Below are 17,090 nucleotides of genomic sequence, written 5' to 3'. Positions count from 1 at the left end.
CGAGGGGTATCGGGCGAGGGAGCATCGGGGGCAAGCCGGACTCACGCTAGCCCACCCCGGCGCCGACCGCGGCCCCGCCGGGCCTCGAATCCGGCCGATTCAAGGAGATCCCGGTCGATCCCGGCTGATTATCGGGTCAGCCGGTCAGCCGGTCAGCCGGTCAGGGACCGGTCGGCCGTCTCGCCGACCGCCACGGTGAGCGCCAGCGCCTCGCCCAGGCTGGCCGGAGACGGCACCCCGGCGGGCAGCGTCTCGGCCCGCCAGCCGGGTCCGGCGGCGACCAGCAGCACCGGCCGGTGCGGGCCGGCCAGGACCGCCCGGAGCTGGGCCGGGTCGGCGGTGGACCGGGCGTGCGACCAGAGCACCACCGCGGCCGGTCCGGTCCGGGCGACCGCGTCGGCCAGCGCCGCCGTTGGCACCCGGGCGCCGAGCTGTCGGGCGGCCACGCCGGCTTCGGCGAGCGCGGCGGCGAGCGCCTCCAGCGGCAGGGTGTGCTGCTCCTCGTCGGCGCAGGAGAGCAGGATCCGCGCCGGTCCGGTCCGCGCGGCGCTCCGGGTGACCACCGCGAGCACCTCGGACACGCAGCGCGACACCAGGTGTTCCACCTCGATCAGACCGGCCGTGGCGGCGTGCCGCTCACCGAGTCCGGCGAGCACCGGCCGCAGCAGGCCGTCCCACGCGGACACCACGCCGTCGATGGCGATCACCCGTTCGATGGTCTCGCACACACCGGCCGCGTCCAGCCGCATCGCCGCGCGGGCCAGCCCGCGCGCGTCCGGGCCGGCGGCCCGGACCGGGATGGTCCGCCCGCCGCCGTCGCGCTGCCGGATCGTCACCGGCCGCGGTGCCCAGGCCCGATCGGGTACGTCGGCCGCCACCCGGCCGTCCGGACCCGGTCCGACCCGATCCGGTACGTCGGCCGCCCGTTGCGCCCACCGGGCGGCCTCGGCCGGCACCACCCCCTCGGCGGTGAGCCGACGCATGATCTCCAGCCGAGCGAGATCCTGGGGGGTGTAGCGCCGGTGTTGACCGGGCACGTGCCGGCTCGGTCCGAGGCCGTACCGCTGGTGCCAGGTGCGCAGGGTGGTGACCGCCACGCCGAGCCGGCGCGCCACCGCCCCCGCGCTCAGTCCGTCATCGCCCACCCGGCGGCTCCGCCGCGTTGTCCGCCGGCCCGGCAGTGGCGCTGGCCGGCACCCCGGCCGCTTCGGCGGCAGGGGCGGCAGCGGCGTCGGCCGGGATCGACCGCAGGTAGGCGTCGAGTACGCCGACCAGCCAGGGGGCGTACCGGTCGGAATTGGCGGTGAGGTCGGCGCGCAGCTCGTCGGGGTCGACCCAGCGCAGGTCGGACACCTCCGCCGGGTCCGGCAGCAGCGGCTGGTCCGGCGCGAAGTCGGCGCGCAGGACGTGGTCGTACTCGAACTCGACCCGTCCGGTCGCCGGGTCCTCGGCGAAGTACTGGTAGACCCCGACCTCGGTCAGCTCGACCGGGCCGACGCCCAACTCTTCCATCAGCCGCCGGTTGGCCGCCGTACGCAGGGACTGGCCCGGTTCGGGGTGCCCGCAGCACGAGTTGGCCCAGCGCAGCGGGAACCGGGTCTTGACCGTGGCCCGCTGTTGCAGCAGCACCCGGCCGGACGGGTCGACCAGCAGCACCGAGAAGGCCCGGTGCAACTGCCCCGGCGGCTGGTGCGCCGCCGCGACCGTGGTTTCGCCCAGCACGGCGCCGTCGTCGTTGACCAGCTCGACCAGGTGTTCCTCCCGCGCCGTGGTCATCGGCCACCGCCGGTGACCCGGGCCGCGGCCAGTTTTCCGGAAATCAACACCATTGGGACTCCCACTCCTGGCTGCGTACCCGAACCAACGAACACCACATTGGTGAGTGTGCGGTGCAGATTCGTGGGACGGAATGGTCCGGTCTGGAAAAGACTGTGCGCGGCGGCGAACGGCGTACCGGCGGCCATGCCGGCGTCGGCCCAGTCGGCGGGGGTGACGACCTCGGAGACCTCGATCCCGTCGGCGAAGCCGACGTATCCCCGGCTCTCCAGGGTGGCGGTCAGCTCGGCGGCGTACCGCCGGGCCAGGTCGCCGCGCCAGTCCAGCGGGGCCCGGTCGAGGTTCGGCACCGGGGCGAGCACGTAGTACGAGTGCTTTCCGGCCGGGGCGACGGCCGGGTCGGTCCGGCTCGGGTTGGTGACCAGCAGCGACGGGTCCGACATCAACTCACCTCGCTTGATCACCTCCTGGAAGGTGCCCCGCCAGGAGCGGCCGAAGTGGATGTTGTGGTGGGCGATGCCGGAGTACGCCTGGCTCGACCCGACGTGCAGCACCACGCAGGACGGGGAGTAGCGCAACCGGCGCTGCCGAGCCGGCGGCAGCAGGTCGCGGTAGGCGACCGGCAGGTCCGGGTTGAGGACCACCACGTCGGCCGGGATCCGTTCACCGTCGGCGGTGGTCACGGCGGTGGCCCGACCGGCCGAGGTCTCGACCCGGGTGACGGTGCTGCCGTACCGGATCTGGACGCCGTGTTTCTCGGCGGCCCCGGCCAGGGCGCGGGAGACCGCGTGGATGCCGCCGCGCGGGAAGTAGACCCCGGCGACCGAGTCGAGGTACGAGATCACGGTGTAGATGGCGAGCGCGTCGTGCGGGGCGAGTCCGGCGTACATCGCCTGGAAGGAGAAGATGCGCTGGGTCCGGGGGTCCCGGAAGAACTGGTTGACCTTGGTCTGGAGCCGGCGGAAGGCGCCGGCCGCCACCAGTTTGACCAGGTTGCCGGTGAGCAGGTCGGTCGGCGAGTCGAGGTTGCGGTCGATGAAGTCGGTGCGTTCGAGTTGCCAGAGGTTGCGGGCGTAGTCGACGAAGCGCAGGTAGCCGTCGGCCTCGCGGGGGCCGCAGACGCGGGAGATCTCGGCCGCCATCGCGGCCGGATCGGTGTGCACGTCGAGGGTCGAGCCGTCCGGGTAGTGCGCCCGGTACGCCGGGTCGAGCGGGATCAGGTCGAGCCAGTCGGTCAGCTCCTCGCCGACCGCGTCGAGTGCCTCGGCGATCAGGTCGGGCATGGTGAGCACCGTCGGGCCGGTGTCGAACTCGTACCCGCCGAGGCTGAGTCGACCGGCCCGGCCGCCCGGCACCGGTTCGCGTTCCAGCACGGTGACCTGCCGGCCGCTGCCGGCCAGGTGCAGGGCGCAGGCGAGTCCGCCGAGTCCGGCACCGACCACCACCACCCGATCGGTCCGTCCGCTCACGGTACGCACGCGACCACCTCCCTACTGCGATCCCTCATCATGCCCGCCGATGAGTCGTTACCACAGCAAGACAGGTAAGTGCGGGGGCGTTTGTGGTGCGGCCGGGTTCCTTGGCCGTTGCCGGAGCGTACCCTAGGGTTGCGAGTTGCGTCGATTGGTGCGTCGATTGTCGATAGCGGGCGGGTAGCGGACGTCGACGGCGGAGAGACTCGGAGGACCGGGCGGTGGACCAGGAACGGGTGATGGTGCGGACCGATCTCACCGCGGCCTACGCGCGCTGCCGTGAGCTGCACAAACAGCACGGCCGTACGTACTATCTCGCGACCCGGCTGCTGCCGGCGTGGAAGCGGCGGCACGTGCACGCCCTCTACGGCTTTACCCGGTACGCCGACGAGATCGTGGACCGTACCGACGTCCTGCCGCCCGCCGTCCGGGCCGCCCAGCTCACCGACTGGTCGCGGCGGTTCGTCGCCGGGCTGCGCGGCGCCCCGGTCGACGATCCGCTGCTGCCGGCGGTGCTGCACACCATCGCCACGTTCGACCTTGACCTGGGCGACTTCGAGTCGTTCCTGCGGAGCATGGCGATGGACCTCACGGTCACCTCGTACGCCGGCTACGACGACCTGCTCGACTACATGGAGGGCTCGGCGGCGGTGATCGGCACGATGATGCTGCCCATCCTCGGCTCGTCCGACCCGGTCGCCGCCCGCGAGCCGGCCCGCCAGCTCGGCCTGGCGTTCCAACTGACCAACTTCATCCGAGACGTCGCCGAGGACCTGGACCGGGGACGCACCTACCTACCCGACGAGGACCTGGCGAAGTTCGGGGTGAGCCGGGACGACCTGGTCGAGGCCGCCGCGCGGCGCCGGGCGAGCACCCCGATCCGGGAGCTGATCGCGTACGAGGTGACCCGCGCGCAACGCCACTACGCCGCCGCCGCACCGGGGATCGTGCTGCTCAACCCCGCCTCGCAGGCGTGCATGCGAACCGCGTACCTGCTCTACGGGGGGATCCTGGACGAGGTGGCCGCCGCCGGTTACGACGTGTTCGTCCGGCGGGCCGCCGTACCGAACCGGCGCCGGGCGGCGGTCGCCGCACGGGCCCTGCTGACCCGGCCCGGCACCCCGGTCGTCGTACCCGGCCCGATCGGCTAGCCGTCGAGGCAGGTGTGCAGTACGTCGACCAGCCTCCCCACCCGGTCGAAGCCGGACAGGTGCCGGGTGGCGTACGCGAACGTGTAGTCGCGGGCCGGGTCGGCCCAGGCCACGCTGCCGCCGATCCCGCCCATGCCCCAGCTTCCGTCCTCTTCGAGCTGCATGCCGAGCGTCCACTGTGTCGGGCGCTCCAGCAGCAGGTCGTCGCCGACGTACTGGGCCCGGGTCAGCTCGGTCACCAGCTCGGCACCGAACAGCCGTACGCCGTCCAGCTCGCCACCGGCGAGCAGCCCCGCGTAGAGCCGGGCCAGGCCGGCGGCGGTGGCGTGCAGGTTCACCGCGGGCACCTGCGCCGACCGCCAGAGCGGGCCGTTGAGTACGGCCGGGTCCAGGCAGCCGGCCGGGTTGCCGAGCGCGCGGGCGCGCAGTGAGCCCGGAGCGCCCAGGACGGTGATCGGCCAGTCCGGGTCGCCGTGGCCGAGGTCGGCGCAGCGGGCCTGGGCGGCCGGGGCGAGCCCGAAGTGCAGGTCCAGCCGCCACGGCCCGGCGATCTCGTCGGCCAGGAACCGGCCGATCGACCGGCCGTCGACCCGGCGGACCAGCTCGCCGACGAGGTGCCCGTAGGTCAGCGCGTGTTCGGCGGCCACGGTGCCCGGCGCCCAGACCGGTTCGGCGTCGGCCAGGTCGCCGGTGAGCAGCGCCCAGTCGCCGAGGGCCGATTCCGGTCGGGGCACCGGGAAGACGGGCAGCCCGGCGGTGTGGCTCAGCACGTGCCGTACGGTCGCCCCGGCGGCGCGGAAGCCCGGCCAGTGCCGGGCCACCGGGTCGTCGAGCCCGATCCGGCCCCGCTCGACCAGCAGCAGCAGGCAGAGCGCCGCCACCGGCTTGCCCACCGAGTAGACGTTGACCAGGGTGTCCGGGGTCCACGGGCGGGTCCGGGCGGAGTCCCGCCAGCCGCCGACCAGGTCCAGTACCGGCCGCCCCCGGTGCCAGACGGCGAGCGACGCACCGGTCTCGGCCGCCCCGCCGAGCCGACCGCTGCCGGCCGTGCCGCCTGGCAGGTCGCCGGTTGGCTGCTCGTCGCTCAGCAGCGCCGCGAAGGCGTCCCGTACGGCGACGTACCGCCGGTCCCAGTCGCCGTCCACCCGATCCTCACGTACCCGGTCCGCGTCCACCCGGACACGGTAGGCCGGCGTCCCGGTCCGGCGACACACGTTATGTGAGCCGTCACCCGTTCCGGATCGATGCCGCTGGATCGGCCGGCGGATCCCGGTCGGCGGCGCGCGGAATCGGCGGGCGGATCCCGGTCGGCGGCGCGCCGGATCGGTGGCCGGCTGAATCGGTGGCTGACCGGATCGGCGGCCGGCCGAATCGGCAGCCGGGCCTTCCGGGTCCTCCGGTGCGGGATGCCGACGGGGTGACGGTGCGGGATGCTGACGGGGTGACGGAGCCGGAGCAGTTCGACGTGATCGTGATGGGACTCGGTGTCGGGGGCGAGGAGGTCGCCGGCCGGCTGGCCGAGGCCGGCCTGTCCGTACTCGGGATCGAGCGCCGGCTCGTCGGGGGCGAGTGCCCGTACTGGGGCTGCATTCCCAGCAAGATGATGATCAGGGCGGGGAACGCGCTGGCCGAGGCGAAGCGGGTCGGGATGCTCGGCGGCCGGGCGGAGGTCGTACCGGACTGGGCACCGGTGGCGGCCCGGATCCGGGACGAGGCGACCGCGGACTGGACCGACAAGCGGGCCGCCGACCGGTTCGTCGGCAAGGGCGGGCGGCTGGTCCGCGGGTCGACCGAGCTGGTTGGGCCCGGTCTGGTCGAGGTCGACGGGATCCGCTTCCGGGCCTGTCGGGGCATCGTCGTCGGCACCGGTACGGAACCGGTCATCCCGCCGGTCGAGGGGCTGGCCGGGACGCCGTACTGGACTAACCACGAGGCGATCGAGGCGGCCCAACTGCCCGCCTCGATGGCGGTACTCGGCGGCGGGGCGATCGGCCTGGAGCTGGCGCAGGTGTTCGCCCGGTTCGGCGTACGGGTGCACGTGGTCGAGCGGTCCGACCGGCTGCTGGCGATGGAGGAGCCGGAGTCGTCGGAGCTGGCCACCACCGCGTTGCGGGCCGACGGGGTGGAGCTGCACACCGGCATGCGGACCGAGCGGGTCGAGCACGACGCGGGCGGATTCACCCTGCACCTGACCGGCGGCGGCACCGTACGCGCGGACCGGTTGCTGGTCGCCAGCGGCCGGCGGGCCCGGCTGGACGAACTCGGTCTGCCGAGCGTGGGACTGGACCCGGAGCAGCGCTATCTCGACACCGACGACCGGATGCGGGTGGCCGACGGCATCTGGGCGGTCGGCGACGTCACCGGTCACGGCGCATTCACGCACATGGCGATGTACCAGGCGGGAATTGTGATCCAGGACATCCTGCGCGGTGGTGGCTCGGGACCGGGAGTGGACGATCGGGCCGTGCCGAGGGCCGACTATCGGGCCCTGCCCCGGGTGACGTTCACCGATCCGGAAATCGGTGCGGTGGGGCTGACCGAGCGCCAGGCCCGGGAGACCGGGCGGCGGATCCGGGTCGGGCAGACCCGACTGCCGGATTCCTCACGCGGGTGGATCCACAAGGTCGGCAACGAGGGATTCATCAAGCTGATCGCGGATGCCGATCAAGATGTCCTGATCGGTGCCACCTCGGCCGGTCCGGCCGGCGGCGAGGTGCTCGGTGCGCTGGCCGTGGCGGTGCACGCGGCCGTCCCGGTGGCCCAACTGCGGCAGATGATTTGGGCCTACCCGACTTTCCACCGGGCCATCGGGGACGCCCTGAACAATCTGAAGTAGCCGTACGGCAGCCGGAGAGGCCACCCCGGCAGATTCGCGTTAAATTCTTGCAAGAAATTGCCGTACCATTGCGGCCGTGACTAAACGCCTCACCGAAGTAGCAAAGAAGGCCGGCGTCAGCGAGGCCACGGTGAGCCGGGTGCTCAACGGTCGGGATGGCGTCTCCGAGGCGACTCGGACCGCCGTGCTCACGGCTTTGGACGTGCTCGGCTACGAACGGCCGACAAAGCTGCGGGGTGAACGAGCCCGGCTGGTCGGCCTGGTCCTGCCCGAATTGCAGAACCCGATCTTCCCGGCGCTCGCCGAGGTGGTCACCGGTTCGCTCGCCCAGCGCGGCTTCACCCCGGCGCTCTGCGCCCGCACCATCGGCGGCGTCTCGGAGATGGACTACGTCGAGATGCTGCTGGACCACCAGGTCTCCGGGGTGATCTTCGCCGGTGGCTCGTACGCGCTCGCCGACGCCCGGCACGACCACTACCGCCGGTTGACCGACCGGGGGCTGCCGGTGGTCCTGGTCAACGCGGGCGTGGACGAGTTGGAGTTCCCCCGGGTCTCCACCGACGACGCGGTGGCGGTGGAGCAGGCGTACGGGCACCTGCGCTCGCTCGGCCACGAGCGGATCGGCATGGTCCTCGGCCCGGAGGACCACGTCCCGTCCCGGCGGAAGCTGGCCGCGATGGTCCAGGTGTCCGGCTGGTCGCCCGGCGACGAGTGTGTGGAGCGGTCCAGCTTCTCCATGGAGGGGGCCAGGGTCGCCGCGACCAAGCTGGTCGAGCGCGGGGTGACCGGCATTATCTGCGCCAGCGACGTGCTGGCCCTGGGCACGATCCGGGCGGCCCGCCGGTTGGGCCGTTCGGTGCCGGCCGACATCTCGGTGGTGGGTTTCGACGACTCCGCGTTCATGACCTGCACCGATCCGCCGCTGACCACGGTCCGGCAGCCGATCGAGACGATGGGGCAGGCGGCGGTGGACCTGCTGGTGACCCAGATCGAGGGGGCCGGCGTGCTGCACGACGAGTTGCTCTTCGAGCCCGAGTTGGTGGTACGCGGCTCGACCGCGCCCGTACCGAGCCGCTGACGTTGTCGACCGGCGTCGCAGCGCCGACCGACGTTCCCGCCCCGACACCTCTCTGACCAGCCCCGACGCGTACGACCCAGGGCGGACCGGCCACCGGTCCGCCCTTTCGCGTGCGGTACGGGGCCGGGTTGAACGGGACCGCCGTCCACCTGGGGCAAACAGTCGTAGTCTTTCGAATTTCGGTCGAGTTCTTGCGTGAAGCGATCCGACTTTGTATCGTCATCGCCACGAAACATTGCGTGTTAGAGAGCTAGATCACAATCCTGCGTGCCCACCCAGGGGAGGGTGTTATTCCATGGACAGATCCAGGCTGCGGAAGGCTGCGGCGTTGACGCTCGCGGCCGGCCTGGGGCTCAGCCTTACGGCGTGCTCCACGAAGAGTGACGACGCATCGACCGATGCGAACGGCAAGGTCACCATCACCGTCGACTGTCAGCCGGTCGGCTCCCAGAAAGAGCTGTTGCAGAACTGGAACGACGACGTCGCCGAGTTCCAGAAGCAGAACCCGGACATCGTCATCAAGAGCGTCAGCGTCGGCGAGCAGTGCAACAACCCGCCGGACTTCACCGCCCGCCTCGCCGGTGGCACCGTGACCGACCTGTTCTACGGGTACATGACGGATCTCCAGCAGGTGCTCGACTCCGGTCAGGCGAAGGACATCACCGAGCTCGTCGGCAAGGACTCGGTCCCGACCTGGGACAGCGTCGACCCGGCGCTCAAGGAGGTCTTCACCGACGGCGGCAAGCTCTACGCCGTACCGGTGAAGAACTACTCGATGGGCCTGGTCTACAACAAGGTCCTGTTCCAGCAGGCGGGGCTCGACGCCAACAACCCGCCGAAGACCTGGGGCGAGGTCCGGGCCGCCGCCAAGAAGATCTCCGCGCTCGGCAACGGCATCGCCGGCTACTCGGAGTACAGCGCCGGCAACACCGGCGGCTGGCACTTCACCTCCCTGCTCTACTCACAGGGTGGCCAGGTGCTCAGCGCCGACGGCAAGAAGGCCGACTTCAACAACGCGGCCGGCAAGCAGGTCCTCCAGAACCTCAAGGACATGCGATACGGCGACAACAGCATGGGCGACCGCCAGCTCCTCCAGTGGGGCGACCTGCTGACCAACGCCGGCGCGGGCAAGGTCGGCATGTTCATCGGCGCGCCGGACGCCACCCAGGCCATCGTCAGCCAGTTCCAGGGCAAGTTCCAGGACTGGGCGATGGCCCCGCTGCCCGGCCAGGACGGCGCGGCAAAGGGAACGCTCGGCGGTGGCGAGGGCTACTTCTTCAAGAAGGACCTCACCCCCGAGCAGGTCAAGGCCGGTCTGAAGTGGATCGCGTACCAGAAGCTCACGCCGGGCAAGGGCCAGTTCGACTACGTGCGGGCCAAGCCGCAGAACTACCCGGTCGGCCTGCCCCAGCCGCTGCTGTTCGCCAACGGCAGCGACGCGCAGAAGCAGGAGCTCGAACTGCGCAAGGCGAACGCGAACGTCGACACCGCGAACTTCGCGATCTTCGAGGCGACCCCGGTCCCGATCAAGGGTGAGCCCCGCAACGCGCAGGCGATCTACGCGGTGCTCGATGCCGCGATGTCCGGGGTGCTGACCAGCCCGAACTCGAACATCGACGCACTGCTCAAGACGGCCGAAGAGAAGGTCAACCAGCTCCTCGCCGCCGAGAGCTGATTGGCGAGGGTGTGGGGGCCGGTGCGCCCGGCCCCCACACCATCCGCGCCGCACCGTCGGTGTCACTAACTCACGTTGGAGTTGCCTTGGCGCTCACCACCGCCCCGGAGACCACCAGGAAACCGGGCCGCCCCGCGTCGCCGTACCAGGCACGGCCGCAGCGTACGAGCCTCGGCCGCAAGGTACGGGACAACCTCACCGGTCACGCGTTCCTGATCGGCGCGGTGCTCTGCTTCATCGTCTTCTCCTGGTACCCGATGATCCGCGGCGTCGTGATGAGCTTCCAGCGCACCCGGCGCGGCGAGACCACCTGGGTCGGCTGGGACAACTACGTCCGCATCGTCGCCGACCCCAGCTTCTGGACCGCCTGGCAGAACACGTTCTACTTCACGGTCCTCGCGCTCGTCCTCGGCTACCTGGTGCCGTTCTTCGTGGCGATCCTGCTCAACGAGTTCCGCCACGCCAAGGGCTACCTGCGGATCCTGGTCTACCTGCCGGTCATGCTGCCGCCGGCCTCGGCGCTGTTCCTGTTCAAGTTCTACGCGTACGACCCCAGCGAGGCGGGTCTGTTCAACGCGATCCTCAAGGCGCTGCACCTGCCGACCTCGCAGTGGATGCAGTCCCCCGAGATGACGATGCCGGCGATGGTGATCGCGTCGACCTGGATGAACATGGGTAGCGCGGTGCTCATCTACCTGGCGGCGTTGCAGAACGTACCCGGCGAACTCTACGAGGCCGCCGAACTCGACGGCGCCGGGATCTGGCGGCGGATCGTCAACGTGACCATCCCGCAGACCCGGCTGATCCTCGCGCTGCTGGCGATGTTGCAGATCGTCGCCACCATGCAGCTCTTCATCGAGCCGCTGATCCTCGCCAACGGCGCGGGCGCGGAGGACTCGGCTACCTCGGTCGCGTACCTCATCTACCAGCACGGGTTCTTCCAGAACGACCTCAACGGCGCCGCGGCGCTCGGCGTGATCATGCTCGTGGTGCTGGCCGGCTTCTCCGCCGTCTACGTACGACTGACCGCGAAACAGGACTAGGACGGCGAGGAAATGGCACAGGACTCCGGGACCCGGACACTCATCTCCCACGCCCAGCTCACACGGGGTCGCGGCAGGATCGTCTACTGGACGCTGCTCGCCGTCGTCGTCACCGGGTTCACGCTCGTCTTCCTCGGTCCGCTCTACTGGATGGTCACCGGCGCGCTCAAGTCCGGCCAGGAGATCGCGCAGACCCCGCCGTCGCTGTTCCCGCAGGACCCCCAGTGGCAGAACTACACCGACGCGTGGAACAACCTCGACCTCGCCAAGCTGCTGTTCAACACGTTCTACTACGCGGCCGGCGCGGTGCTGTTCCAACTCGTCTTCGACACCGCCGCCGCGTACGCCCTGTCGAAACTGCGACCGATCTTCGGCAACGTGATCCTCGGCGCGATGCTGGCGACGCTGATGATCCCGGCGATGGTCCTCATCGTCCCGCAGTACGTGACCGTGATCAACCTGCCGATCCTGCACATCAACCTGCTCGACTCGCCGTTCGCGATCTGGCTGCCCCTGGTCGCGAACGCGTTCAACATCTTCCTGCTGAAGCGGTTCTTCGACTCGATCCCGGAGGACCTGATGGCGGCGGCCCTGATGGACGGGGCAACGTCGCTGCGTACGCTCTGGTCGATCATCCTGCCGATGTCGCGCCCCATCCTCGGCGTGGTCGCGATCTTTTCCGTGACGGCGGTCTGGAAGGACTTCCTCTGGCCGAAGCTGGTCATGCCGTCGCCCGAGACCCGCACGGTCAGCGTCGGTATCTACGCCTTCGCCGGTGGTACGCCGCAGAACGTGGTGATCGCCGCCTCGGTGATCGCCGCGATCCCGACCGTCATCATCTTCCTGATCTTCCAGCGGAACATCATGTCCGGGCTGACCACGGGCAGCCTCAAGGGATAGCCCTGCGTTACCTCCCGCGCGGCGGACAACGACAGTTCGCCCGATACACATCCAGGTCCGGCGAACCCGCCCGACGTACTGACGCAGAAAGCAGGTGCTCGTGTCCACAGCAGACAACAGTCCGTGGTGGCGTGGAGCGGTGATCTACCAGGTGTATCCGCGTAGCTTCGCCGACGGCAACGGCGACGGCATCGGCGACATCGCCGGCATCCGATCCCGGCTGAATCACCTGTCCGCGCTCGGCGTCGATGCGATCTGGTTCAGCCCCTGGTACCCGTCCCCGATGGCGGACGCCGGCTACGACGTGGCCGACTACCGCGACATCGACCCGATCTTCGGCACCCTGCCCGAGGTCGAGGCGCTGATCGCGGAGGCGCACGCGCTCGGCATCCGGACCATCGTCGACGTGGTACCCAATCACTGCTCCGACAAGCACCCGTGGTTCCAGGCGGCGCTCGCCGCCGGGCCCGGCGCGCCCGAGCGGGACCTGTTCTGGTTCCGCCCCGGACGGGGCCCGAACGGTGACCAGCGGCCCACCGACTGGGTCGGCGAGTTCGGCGGCGAGACCTGGACCCGGACCACCAACCCGGACGGCACCCCCGGCGACTGGTACCTGCACCTGTTCACCGCCGAGCAGCCGGACTTCAACTGGGAACACCCGCTGGTCCGGGCCGAGTTCGAGGACATCCTGCGGTTCTGGTTCGACCGGGGCGTGGACGGCATCCGGATCGACTCCGCCGGCCTGCTGGTCAAGGACGGGACGCTGCCGGAGACCCTGCCGGACAAGCCGCACCCGTTCCGCGACCTCGACGGGGTGCACGACGTCTACCGCGCCTGGCGGCGGATCGCCGACGAGTACCCCGGCGACCGGGCACTGATCGGCGAGGTGTGGATGCCCGACCGGCAGCGGTTCGCCAACTACCTGCGCCCGGACGAGCTGCACGCCGCGTTCAACTTCGACTTCCTCGGCTGCGCCTGGGACGCCTCGGCGCTGCGCGAGAGCATCGACGGCACCCTGCACGCGCACGCCCCGGTCGGTGCGCCGGCCACCTGGGTGCTCTCCAACCACGACGTCACCCGACACGTCACCCGGTACGGCCGGGAGGACACCACATTCAGCTTCGCCAAAAAGCGCGAGGGTATCCACACCGACCTCGAACTCGGCACCGTACGGGCCCGCGCGGCGGCCCTGCTCTCGCTCGCCCTGCCCGGCGCCGCGTACGTCTACCAGGGCGAGGAACTCGGGCTCTGGGAGGTCGACGTCCCGCCGGCGGAGCGTACGGACCCGATGTGGCCGCGCTCCGGTTACGTCGACCCGGGCCGGGACGGCTGCCGGGTGCCGCTGCCGTGGTCCGGCGACGCGCCCCCGTTCGGCTTCAGCCCCGACGGCGCGACCACGGCACCGTGGCTGTCGCAGCCGGCGGACTGGAAGGGGCGTACCGCCCAGGCGCAGACCGGGGACCCGTCGTCGATGCTCGCCCTCTACCAGGCGGCGATCCGGATCCGGCGGGCCGAGGCCGGTCTCGGCGACGGGCCGATGCACTGGCTGGAGGCCCCGGACGACGTGTTGGCCTTCGCCCGCGGCGACGACTTCGCCTGTGTGGTGAACCTGTCCGGCGTACCGGTGCCGTTGCCGGCGCACCAGACCCGGCTGCTGGCCAGCGGACCGCTCGCAGGAGATCTGCTTCCGCCGGACACCACCGTCTGGCTGCGGACCGGAACGGTCTAGTCATGGCCCGCAGCACCGCCGCCGAGCGCCGCACCGGGACACCGGTGTGCCGTTCCCACCGGCCGCCGGCGGCGGCGTACGCGGGCCAGTGGATCGCCGGGTCCGTCCGGCTCGGCCCCGGGCCCACCCGGGCCGAGTGGGACGGCACGGTGGTGTCCGTCGGCGGTGGGGACGCCGACCCCGCCGCCGACGGACACGCCGTACCCATGATTTTTCCGGCGGCGGTGCGATGCGTCCCCGTCGCCGCCACCACCACCGGCCCGGCCCACCGGTCCGGTAGTCGAACGGGAGGTCTACGCGCACTGAACCATTGCTGATTGCGGCTCCACGCGGCTCCACGCACGGGGGAATTGGTTTTCCTGACGAAAGGGATCCAATGGCCATCCATACTGCCGGCGCGCCCACGCCCGGCACCGCCACCGCACCACGTACCAACCGCGCCCGGGTCGGGCTGGCAGCCATCGCCAGCACCGCGATGGCCGCGGCCTCGATCAGTGTTCTCACGCTCACGTCGGCTGCGCCCGCCCAGGCCGCCGGCCTCTCCCCGTTCGACATCGTCGGTCGCGGTGCCACCGTGCCCTTCGTCGAGCAGGAGGCGGAGAACGTCGCCCACAACGGATCGAAGATCGGCCCGACCCGCTACTACGGTCAGCTACCGTCCGAGGCCTCCGGCCGCGAAGCGGTGACCCTGGACGCGGTCGGCGAGTACGTCGAGTTCACCCTGACCAAGCCGGCCGACGCGGTGACCTTCCGGTACAGCATCCCGGACAGCGCGTCCGGGACCGGTCGGGACGCCAGCATCGACCTGCGGATCAACGGCAACGTGGTCAAGGCCGTCCCGGTGACCTCGAAGTACGGCTGGTACTACGGGGGTTACCCGTTCAACAACAACCCCGGTGACACCAACCCGCACCACTTCTACGACGAGGCCCGGACCCTGTTCGGGTCGACCTACCCGGCCGGCACCAAGGTCCGGTTGCAGGTCAGCTCGACCGCCCAGTCACCCACCTTCACCATCGACCTGGCCGACTTCGAACTGGTCGGCGGGCCGATCGCGAAGCCGGCGAACGTGATCGACGTGGTCACCGACTTCGGCGCCGACCCGACCGGCGCGACCGACTCCACCGCCGACTTCCAGGCGGCGGTCGACGCGGGCGCGGCACAGGGCCGGGCGGTCTGGATCCCGCAGGGCAACTTCACCCTCTGGGACCACGTGGTGGTCGACCGGGTGACGCTGCGCGGCGCCGGACCGTGGTACTCGGTGCTCGGCGGCCGGCACCCCACCCAGCGCAACCGGGCGGCCGGCATCTACGGCAAGTACGTGCCCGGCGGCGGTTACACCGGGGGCGTACGCCCGCACGAGGCGAACGGTCCCAGCCGGAACGTGACCGTACGGGACTTCGCCATCATCGGCGACATCCAGGAGCGGATCGACGACGACCAGGTGAACGCGTTCGGTGGGGCGATGACCGACTCGGTCATCGACAACATCTGGATGCAGCACACCAAGGTCGGCGCCTGGATGGACGGCCCGATGGACAACTTCACCATCCGCAACAGCCGGATCCTGGACCAGACCGCGGACGGGGTGAACTTCCACACCGGGGTCACCAACTCCACGGTGACCAACACGTTCGTCCGCAACACCGGGGACGACGCGTTGGCGATGTGGGCGCAGAGCGTGCCGAACGTCAACAACTCGTTCACCCACAACACGATCGGCGTCACCCTGCTGGCGAACCACCTGGTCAGTTACGGCGGTCGGGATATCAAGATCACCGACAACGTGACCGCCGACTCACTCAGCAACGGCGGCGGCATCCACGTCGCCAACCGCTACCCCGGCGTACAGGGGGCGACCTCGGTACTGGGCACCTGGACGATCGCCCGCAACACCCTGATCCGGAACGGGAACTCCGACTACAACTGGAACTTCGGCGTCGGCGCGATCTGGTTCTCCGCGCTCAACCAGGCGTTCCAGAACCCCACCATCAACATCACCGACACCGACATCCTGGACAGCTCGTACGCGGCGCTGCACTGGATCGAGGGTCAGACCAACGGCATCAACCTCAACAACGTCAACATCGTCGGCGCCGGCACGTACGCGCTCCAGGTGCAGGCGGCCAGCCAGGTCTCCTTCACCAACGTACGGGCCAGTGGGATCGCCCAGCCGAAGCCGATCCACAACTGCGTCGGCAGCGGTTTCCAGATCACCCAGGGCGCGGGCAACTCGGGCTGGTACACCGCCACCCCGGACTGCGGCCCGTGGCCGACACCGATCTGGAACAACGGGCCGACCAGCCCGCCGCCGACCGGCACGCCGCCGCCCACCACCCCGCCCACCACCCCGCCGACGACGCCGCCGACCACGCCCCCGACCACGCCGCCGACCAACGGCAACCTGGCCCAGGGCAAGGCGATCACGGCGACCAGCACCTCGCAGGCGTACGTGCCGTCGAACGCGAACGACGGGAACGCCGCCAGCTACTGGGAGAGCGTGAACGGCGCCTTCCCGCAGTCGCTGACGGTCGACCTCGGCGCGGTGGTGAACACCAACCGGGTGGTGGTGAAGTTGCCACCGGGCTGGGAGACCCGTACCCAGACCTTCGTCGTGCAGGGTTCGACCGACGGGAGCTTCCCGCCGATCGTCCCGGCTGCCGGTTACACCTTCAACCCGGCCACGGGTAACTCGGTGTCGATCGTGCTGCCCTCGGCGAACCGCCGCTACCTGCGGCTGGCCTTCACCGGCAACACCGGTTGGCCGGCGGCGCAGGTGTCCGAGTTCGAGGTGTACGGCAGCGGCACCACGCCGCCGCCCACCACGCCTCCGGTGACGACACCGCCGCCGACCACGCCGCCGCCGACCACACCCCCGCCCACCACGCCGCCGGTCAACAGCAACCTGGCCGCCGGTCGGCCCACGACGGTGACCAGCACGGTCGACGTCTACGGCGGCGCCAACGCGGTCGACGTCAACCCGAACAGCTACTGGGAGAGCGCCAACAGCGCGTTCCCGCAGTCGATCACGGTGGATCTCGGGCAGGCCCGGTCGGTGTCCAGGGTGGTGCTGAAACTGCCACCGGCGGCAGCGTGGCAGACCCGTACGCAGACGCTGTCGGTGCTCGGTTCCACCACCGGTCAGGTGCCGTACGCCACGCTCAAGGCGTCGGCGGGTTACACCTTCAACCCCGCCTCGGGTAACACCGCCACGGTCACCTTCCCGGCGACCTCGCAGCGCTACCTGCGGCTCACCTTCACGGGCAACACCGGCTGGCCAGCGGCCCAGCTCTCCGAGTTCGAGGTGTACGCCTCCTGAGGCGTACGGCAGGGCCCCTTCCGTAACCCCGGTCGCGGGGAGGGCCCTGCCACACCCATCGGCTCGGAGAGTGCCTTCGGCGTACCCGTGACAGGAAGGTGTCGTTCCGTA

General features: G+C 70.6%; 12 protein-coding genes. 8 read left to right on the top strand and 4 right to left on the bottom strand.

Going from position 1 to position 17,090, the window contains the following annotated elements:
* Positions 1–152: 152 nt before the first annotated feature.
* Genes OG792_RS32115 through crtI form a run of 3 tightly spaced genes read right to left on the bottom strand, consistent with a single transcriptional unit; the run spans position 153 to position 3,254 of the window.
* Positions 153–1,145 (bottom strand): MerR family transcriptional regulator, encoded by a 993-nt coding sequence (locus tag OG792_RS32115; protein WP_329105269.1) that lies wholly within the window; start codon positions 1,143–1,145, stop codon positions 153–155.
* Entirely contained in the window at positions 1,135–1,776 is a 642-nt protein-coding gene (idi, locus tag OG792_RS32110; RefSeq protein WP_329105267.1) for an isopentenyl-diphosphate Delta-isomerase, read from the bottom strand. The genes OG792_RS32115 and idi overlap by 11 nt, the downstream gene beginning before the upstream one ends.
* Complete coding sequence (gene crtI, locus OG792_RS32105) at positions 1,773–3,254, bottom strand: phytoene desaturase family protein (protein ID WP_329105266.1); 1,482 nt, start codon at positions 3,252–3,254, stop codon at positions 1,773–1,775. Before crtI ends, idi begins: the two co-directional genes overlap by 4 nt.
* Before the next feature lie 236 nt (positions 3,255–3,490).
* Here crtI and OG792_RS32100 point away from each other — a divergent pair, with 236 nt between their 5' ends.
* Entirely contained in the window at positions 3,491–4,399 is a 909-nt protein-coding gene (locus tag OG792_RS32100) for a phytoene/squalene synthase family protein (RefSeq protein WP_329111566.1), read from the top strand.
* Here the strand turns inward: OG792_RS32100 and OG792_RS32095 are convergent.
* A complete protein-coding gene (locus OG792_RS32095; RefSeq protein WP_329105264.1) occupies positions 4,396–5,574 on the bottom strand; it encodes a serine hydrolase domain-containing protein in 1,179 nt (392 codons plus the stop codon). The genes OG792_RS32100 and OG792_RS32095 overlap by 4 nt on opposite strands.
* Positions 5,575–5,873: 299 nt before the next feature.
* On the opposite strand from OG792_RS32095, the gene OG792_RS32090 reads away from it, so the two are divergent.
* The 7 genes from OG792_RS32090 to OG792_RS32060 all read left to right on the top strand — a co-directional run bounded on the left by OG792_RS32090 (position 5,874) and on the right by OG792_RS32060 (position 16,979).
* Positions 5,874–7,235 (top strand): dihydrolipoyl dehydrogenase family protein, encoded by a 1,362-nt coding sequence (locus OG792_RS32090; RefSeq protein WP_442932524.1) that lies wholly within the window; start codon positions 5,874–5,876, stop codon positions 7,233–7,235.
* A 76-nt stretch (positions 7,236–7,311) separates the two neighbouring features.
* Positions 7,312–8,313 (top strand): LacI family DNA-binding transcriptional regulator, encoded by a 1,002-nt coding sequence (locus OG792_RS32085; RefSeq protein ID WP_329105260.1) that lies wholly within the window; start codon positions 7,312–7,314, stop codon positions 8,311–8,313.
* Between the two features lie 295 nt (positions 8,314–8,608).
* Positions 8,609–9,988: an ABC transporter substrate-binding protein gene (locus OG792_RS32080; RefSeq protein ID WP_329105258.1), complete on the top strand. Its 1,380-nt coding sequence runs from the start codon at positions 8,609–8,611 to the stop codon at positions 9,986–9,988.
* 86 nt (positions 9,989–10,074) lie between these two features.
* Positions 10,075–11,031: a carbohydrate ABC transporter permease gene (locus tag OG792_RS32075; RefSeq protein ID WP_329105257.1), complete on the top strand. Its 957-nt coding sequence runs from the start codon at positions 10,075–10,077 to the stop codon at positions 11,029–11,031.
* Positions 11,032–11,043: 12 nt separating this feature from the next.
* Positions 11,044–11,931: a carbohydrate ABC transporter permease gene (locus OG792_RS32070; RefSeq protein ID WP_329105255.1), complete on the top strand. Its 888-nt coding sequence runs from the start codon at positions 11,044–11,046 to the stop codon at positions 11,929–11,931.
* Between the two features lie 100 nt (positions 11,932–12,031).
* Complete coding sequence (locus OG792_RS32065; RefSeq protein ID WP_329105253.1) at positions 12,032–13,660, top strand: glycoside hydrolase family 13 protein; 1,629 nt, start codon at positions 12,032–12,034, stop codon at positions 13,658–13,660.
* A gap of 376 nt (positions 13,661–14,036) precedes the next feature.
* Positions 14,037–16,979 carry a galactose-binding domain-containing protein gene (locus OG792_RS32060; RefSeq protein WP_329105250.1) on the top strand — a complete coding sequence of 981 codons (2,943 nt, stop codon included), beginning with the start codon at positions 14,037–14,039 and terminating at the stop codon, positions 16,977–16,979.
* The last annotated feature ends 111 nt before the right edge of the window (positions 16,980–17,090 follow it).

This window comes from Micromonospora sp. NBC_01699 (assembly GCF_036250065.1).
In the GTDB taxonomy this organism is placed as follows: Bacteria; Actinomycetota; Actinomycetes; order Mycobacteriales; family Micromonosporaceae; genus Micromonospora_G.
The sequence above is the reverse complement of the archived record's forward strand: the minus strand, read 5'-3'. Positions and strand labels throughout refer to the sequence as shown.

What these genes read in the sequence shown, in the direction of transcription:
- idi (WP_329105267.1), bottom strand. Translation starts at nt 1,776, where the DNA reads ATGACCACGGCGCGGGAGGAACACCTGGTCGAGCTGGTCAACGACGAC.
- OG792_RS32090 (WP_442932524.1), top strand. Translation starts at nt 5,874, where the DNA reads ATGGGACTCGGTGTCGGGGGCGAGGAGGTCGCCGGCCGGCTGGCCGAG.
- OG792_RS32080 (WP_329105258.1), top strand. Translation starts at nt 8,609, where the DNA reads ATGGACAGATCCAGGCTGCGGAAGGCTGCGGCGTTGACGCTCGCGGCC.
- OG792_RS32070 (WP_329105255.1), top strand. Translation starts at nt 11,044, where the DNA reads ATGGCACAGGACTCCGGGACCCGGACACTCATCTCCCACGCCCAGCTC.
- OG792_RS32060 (WP_329105250.1), top strand. Translation starts at nt 14,037, where the DNA reads ATGGCCATCCATACTGCCGGCGCGCCCACGCCCGGCACCGCCACCGCA.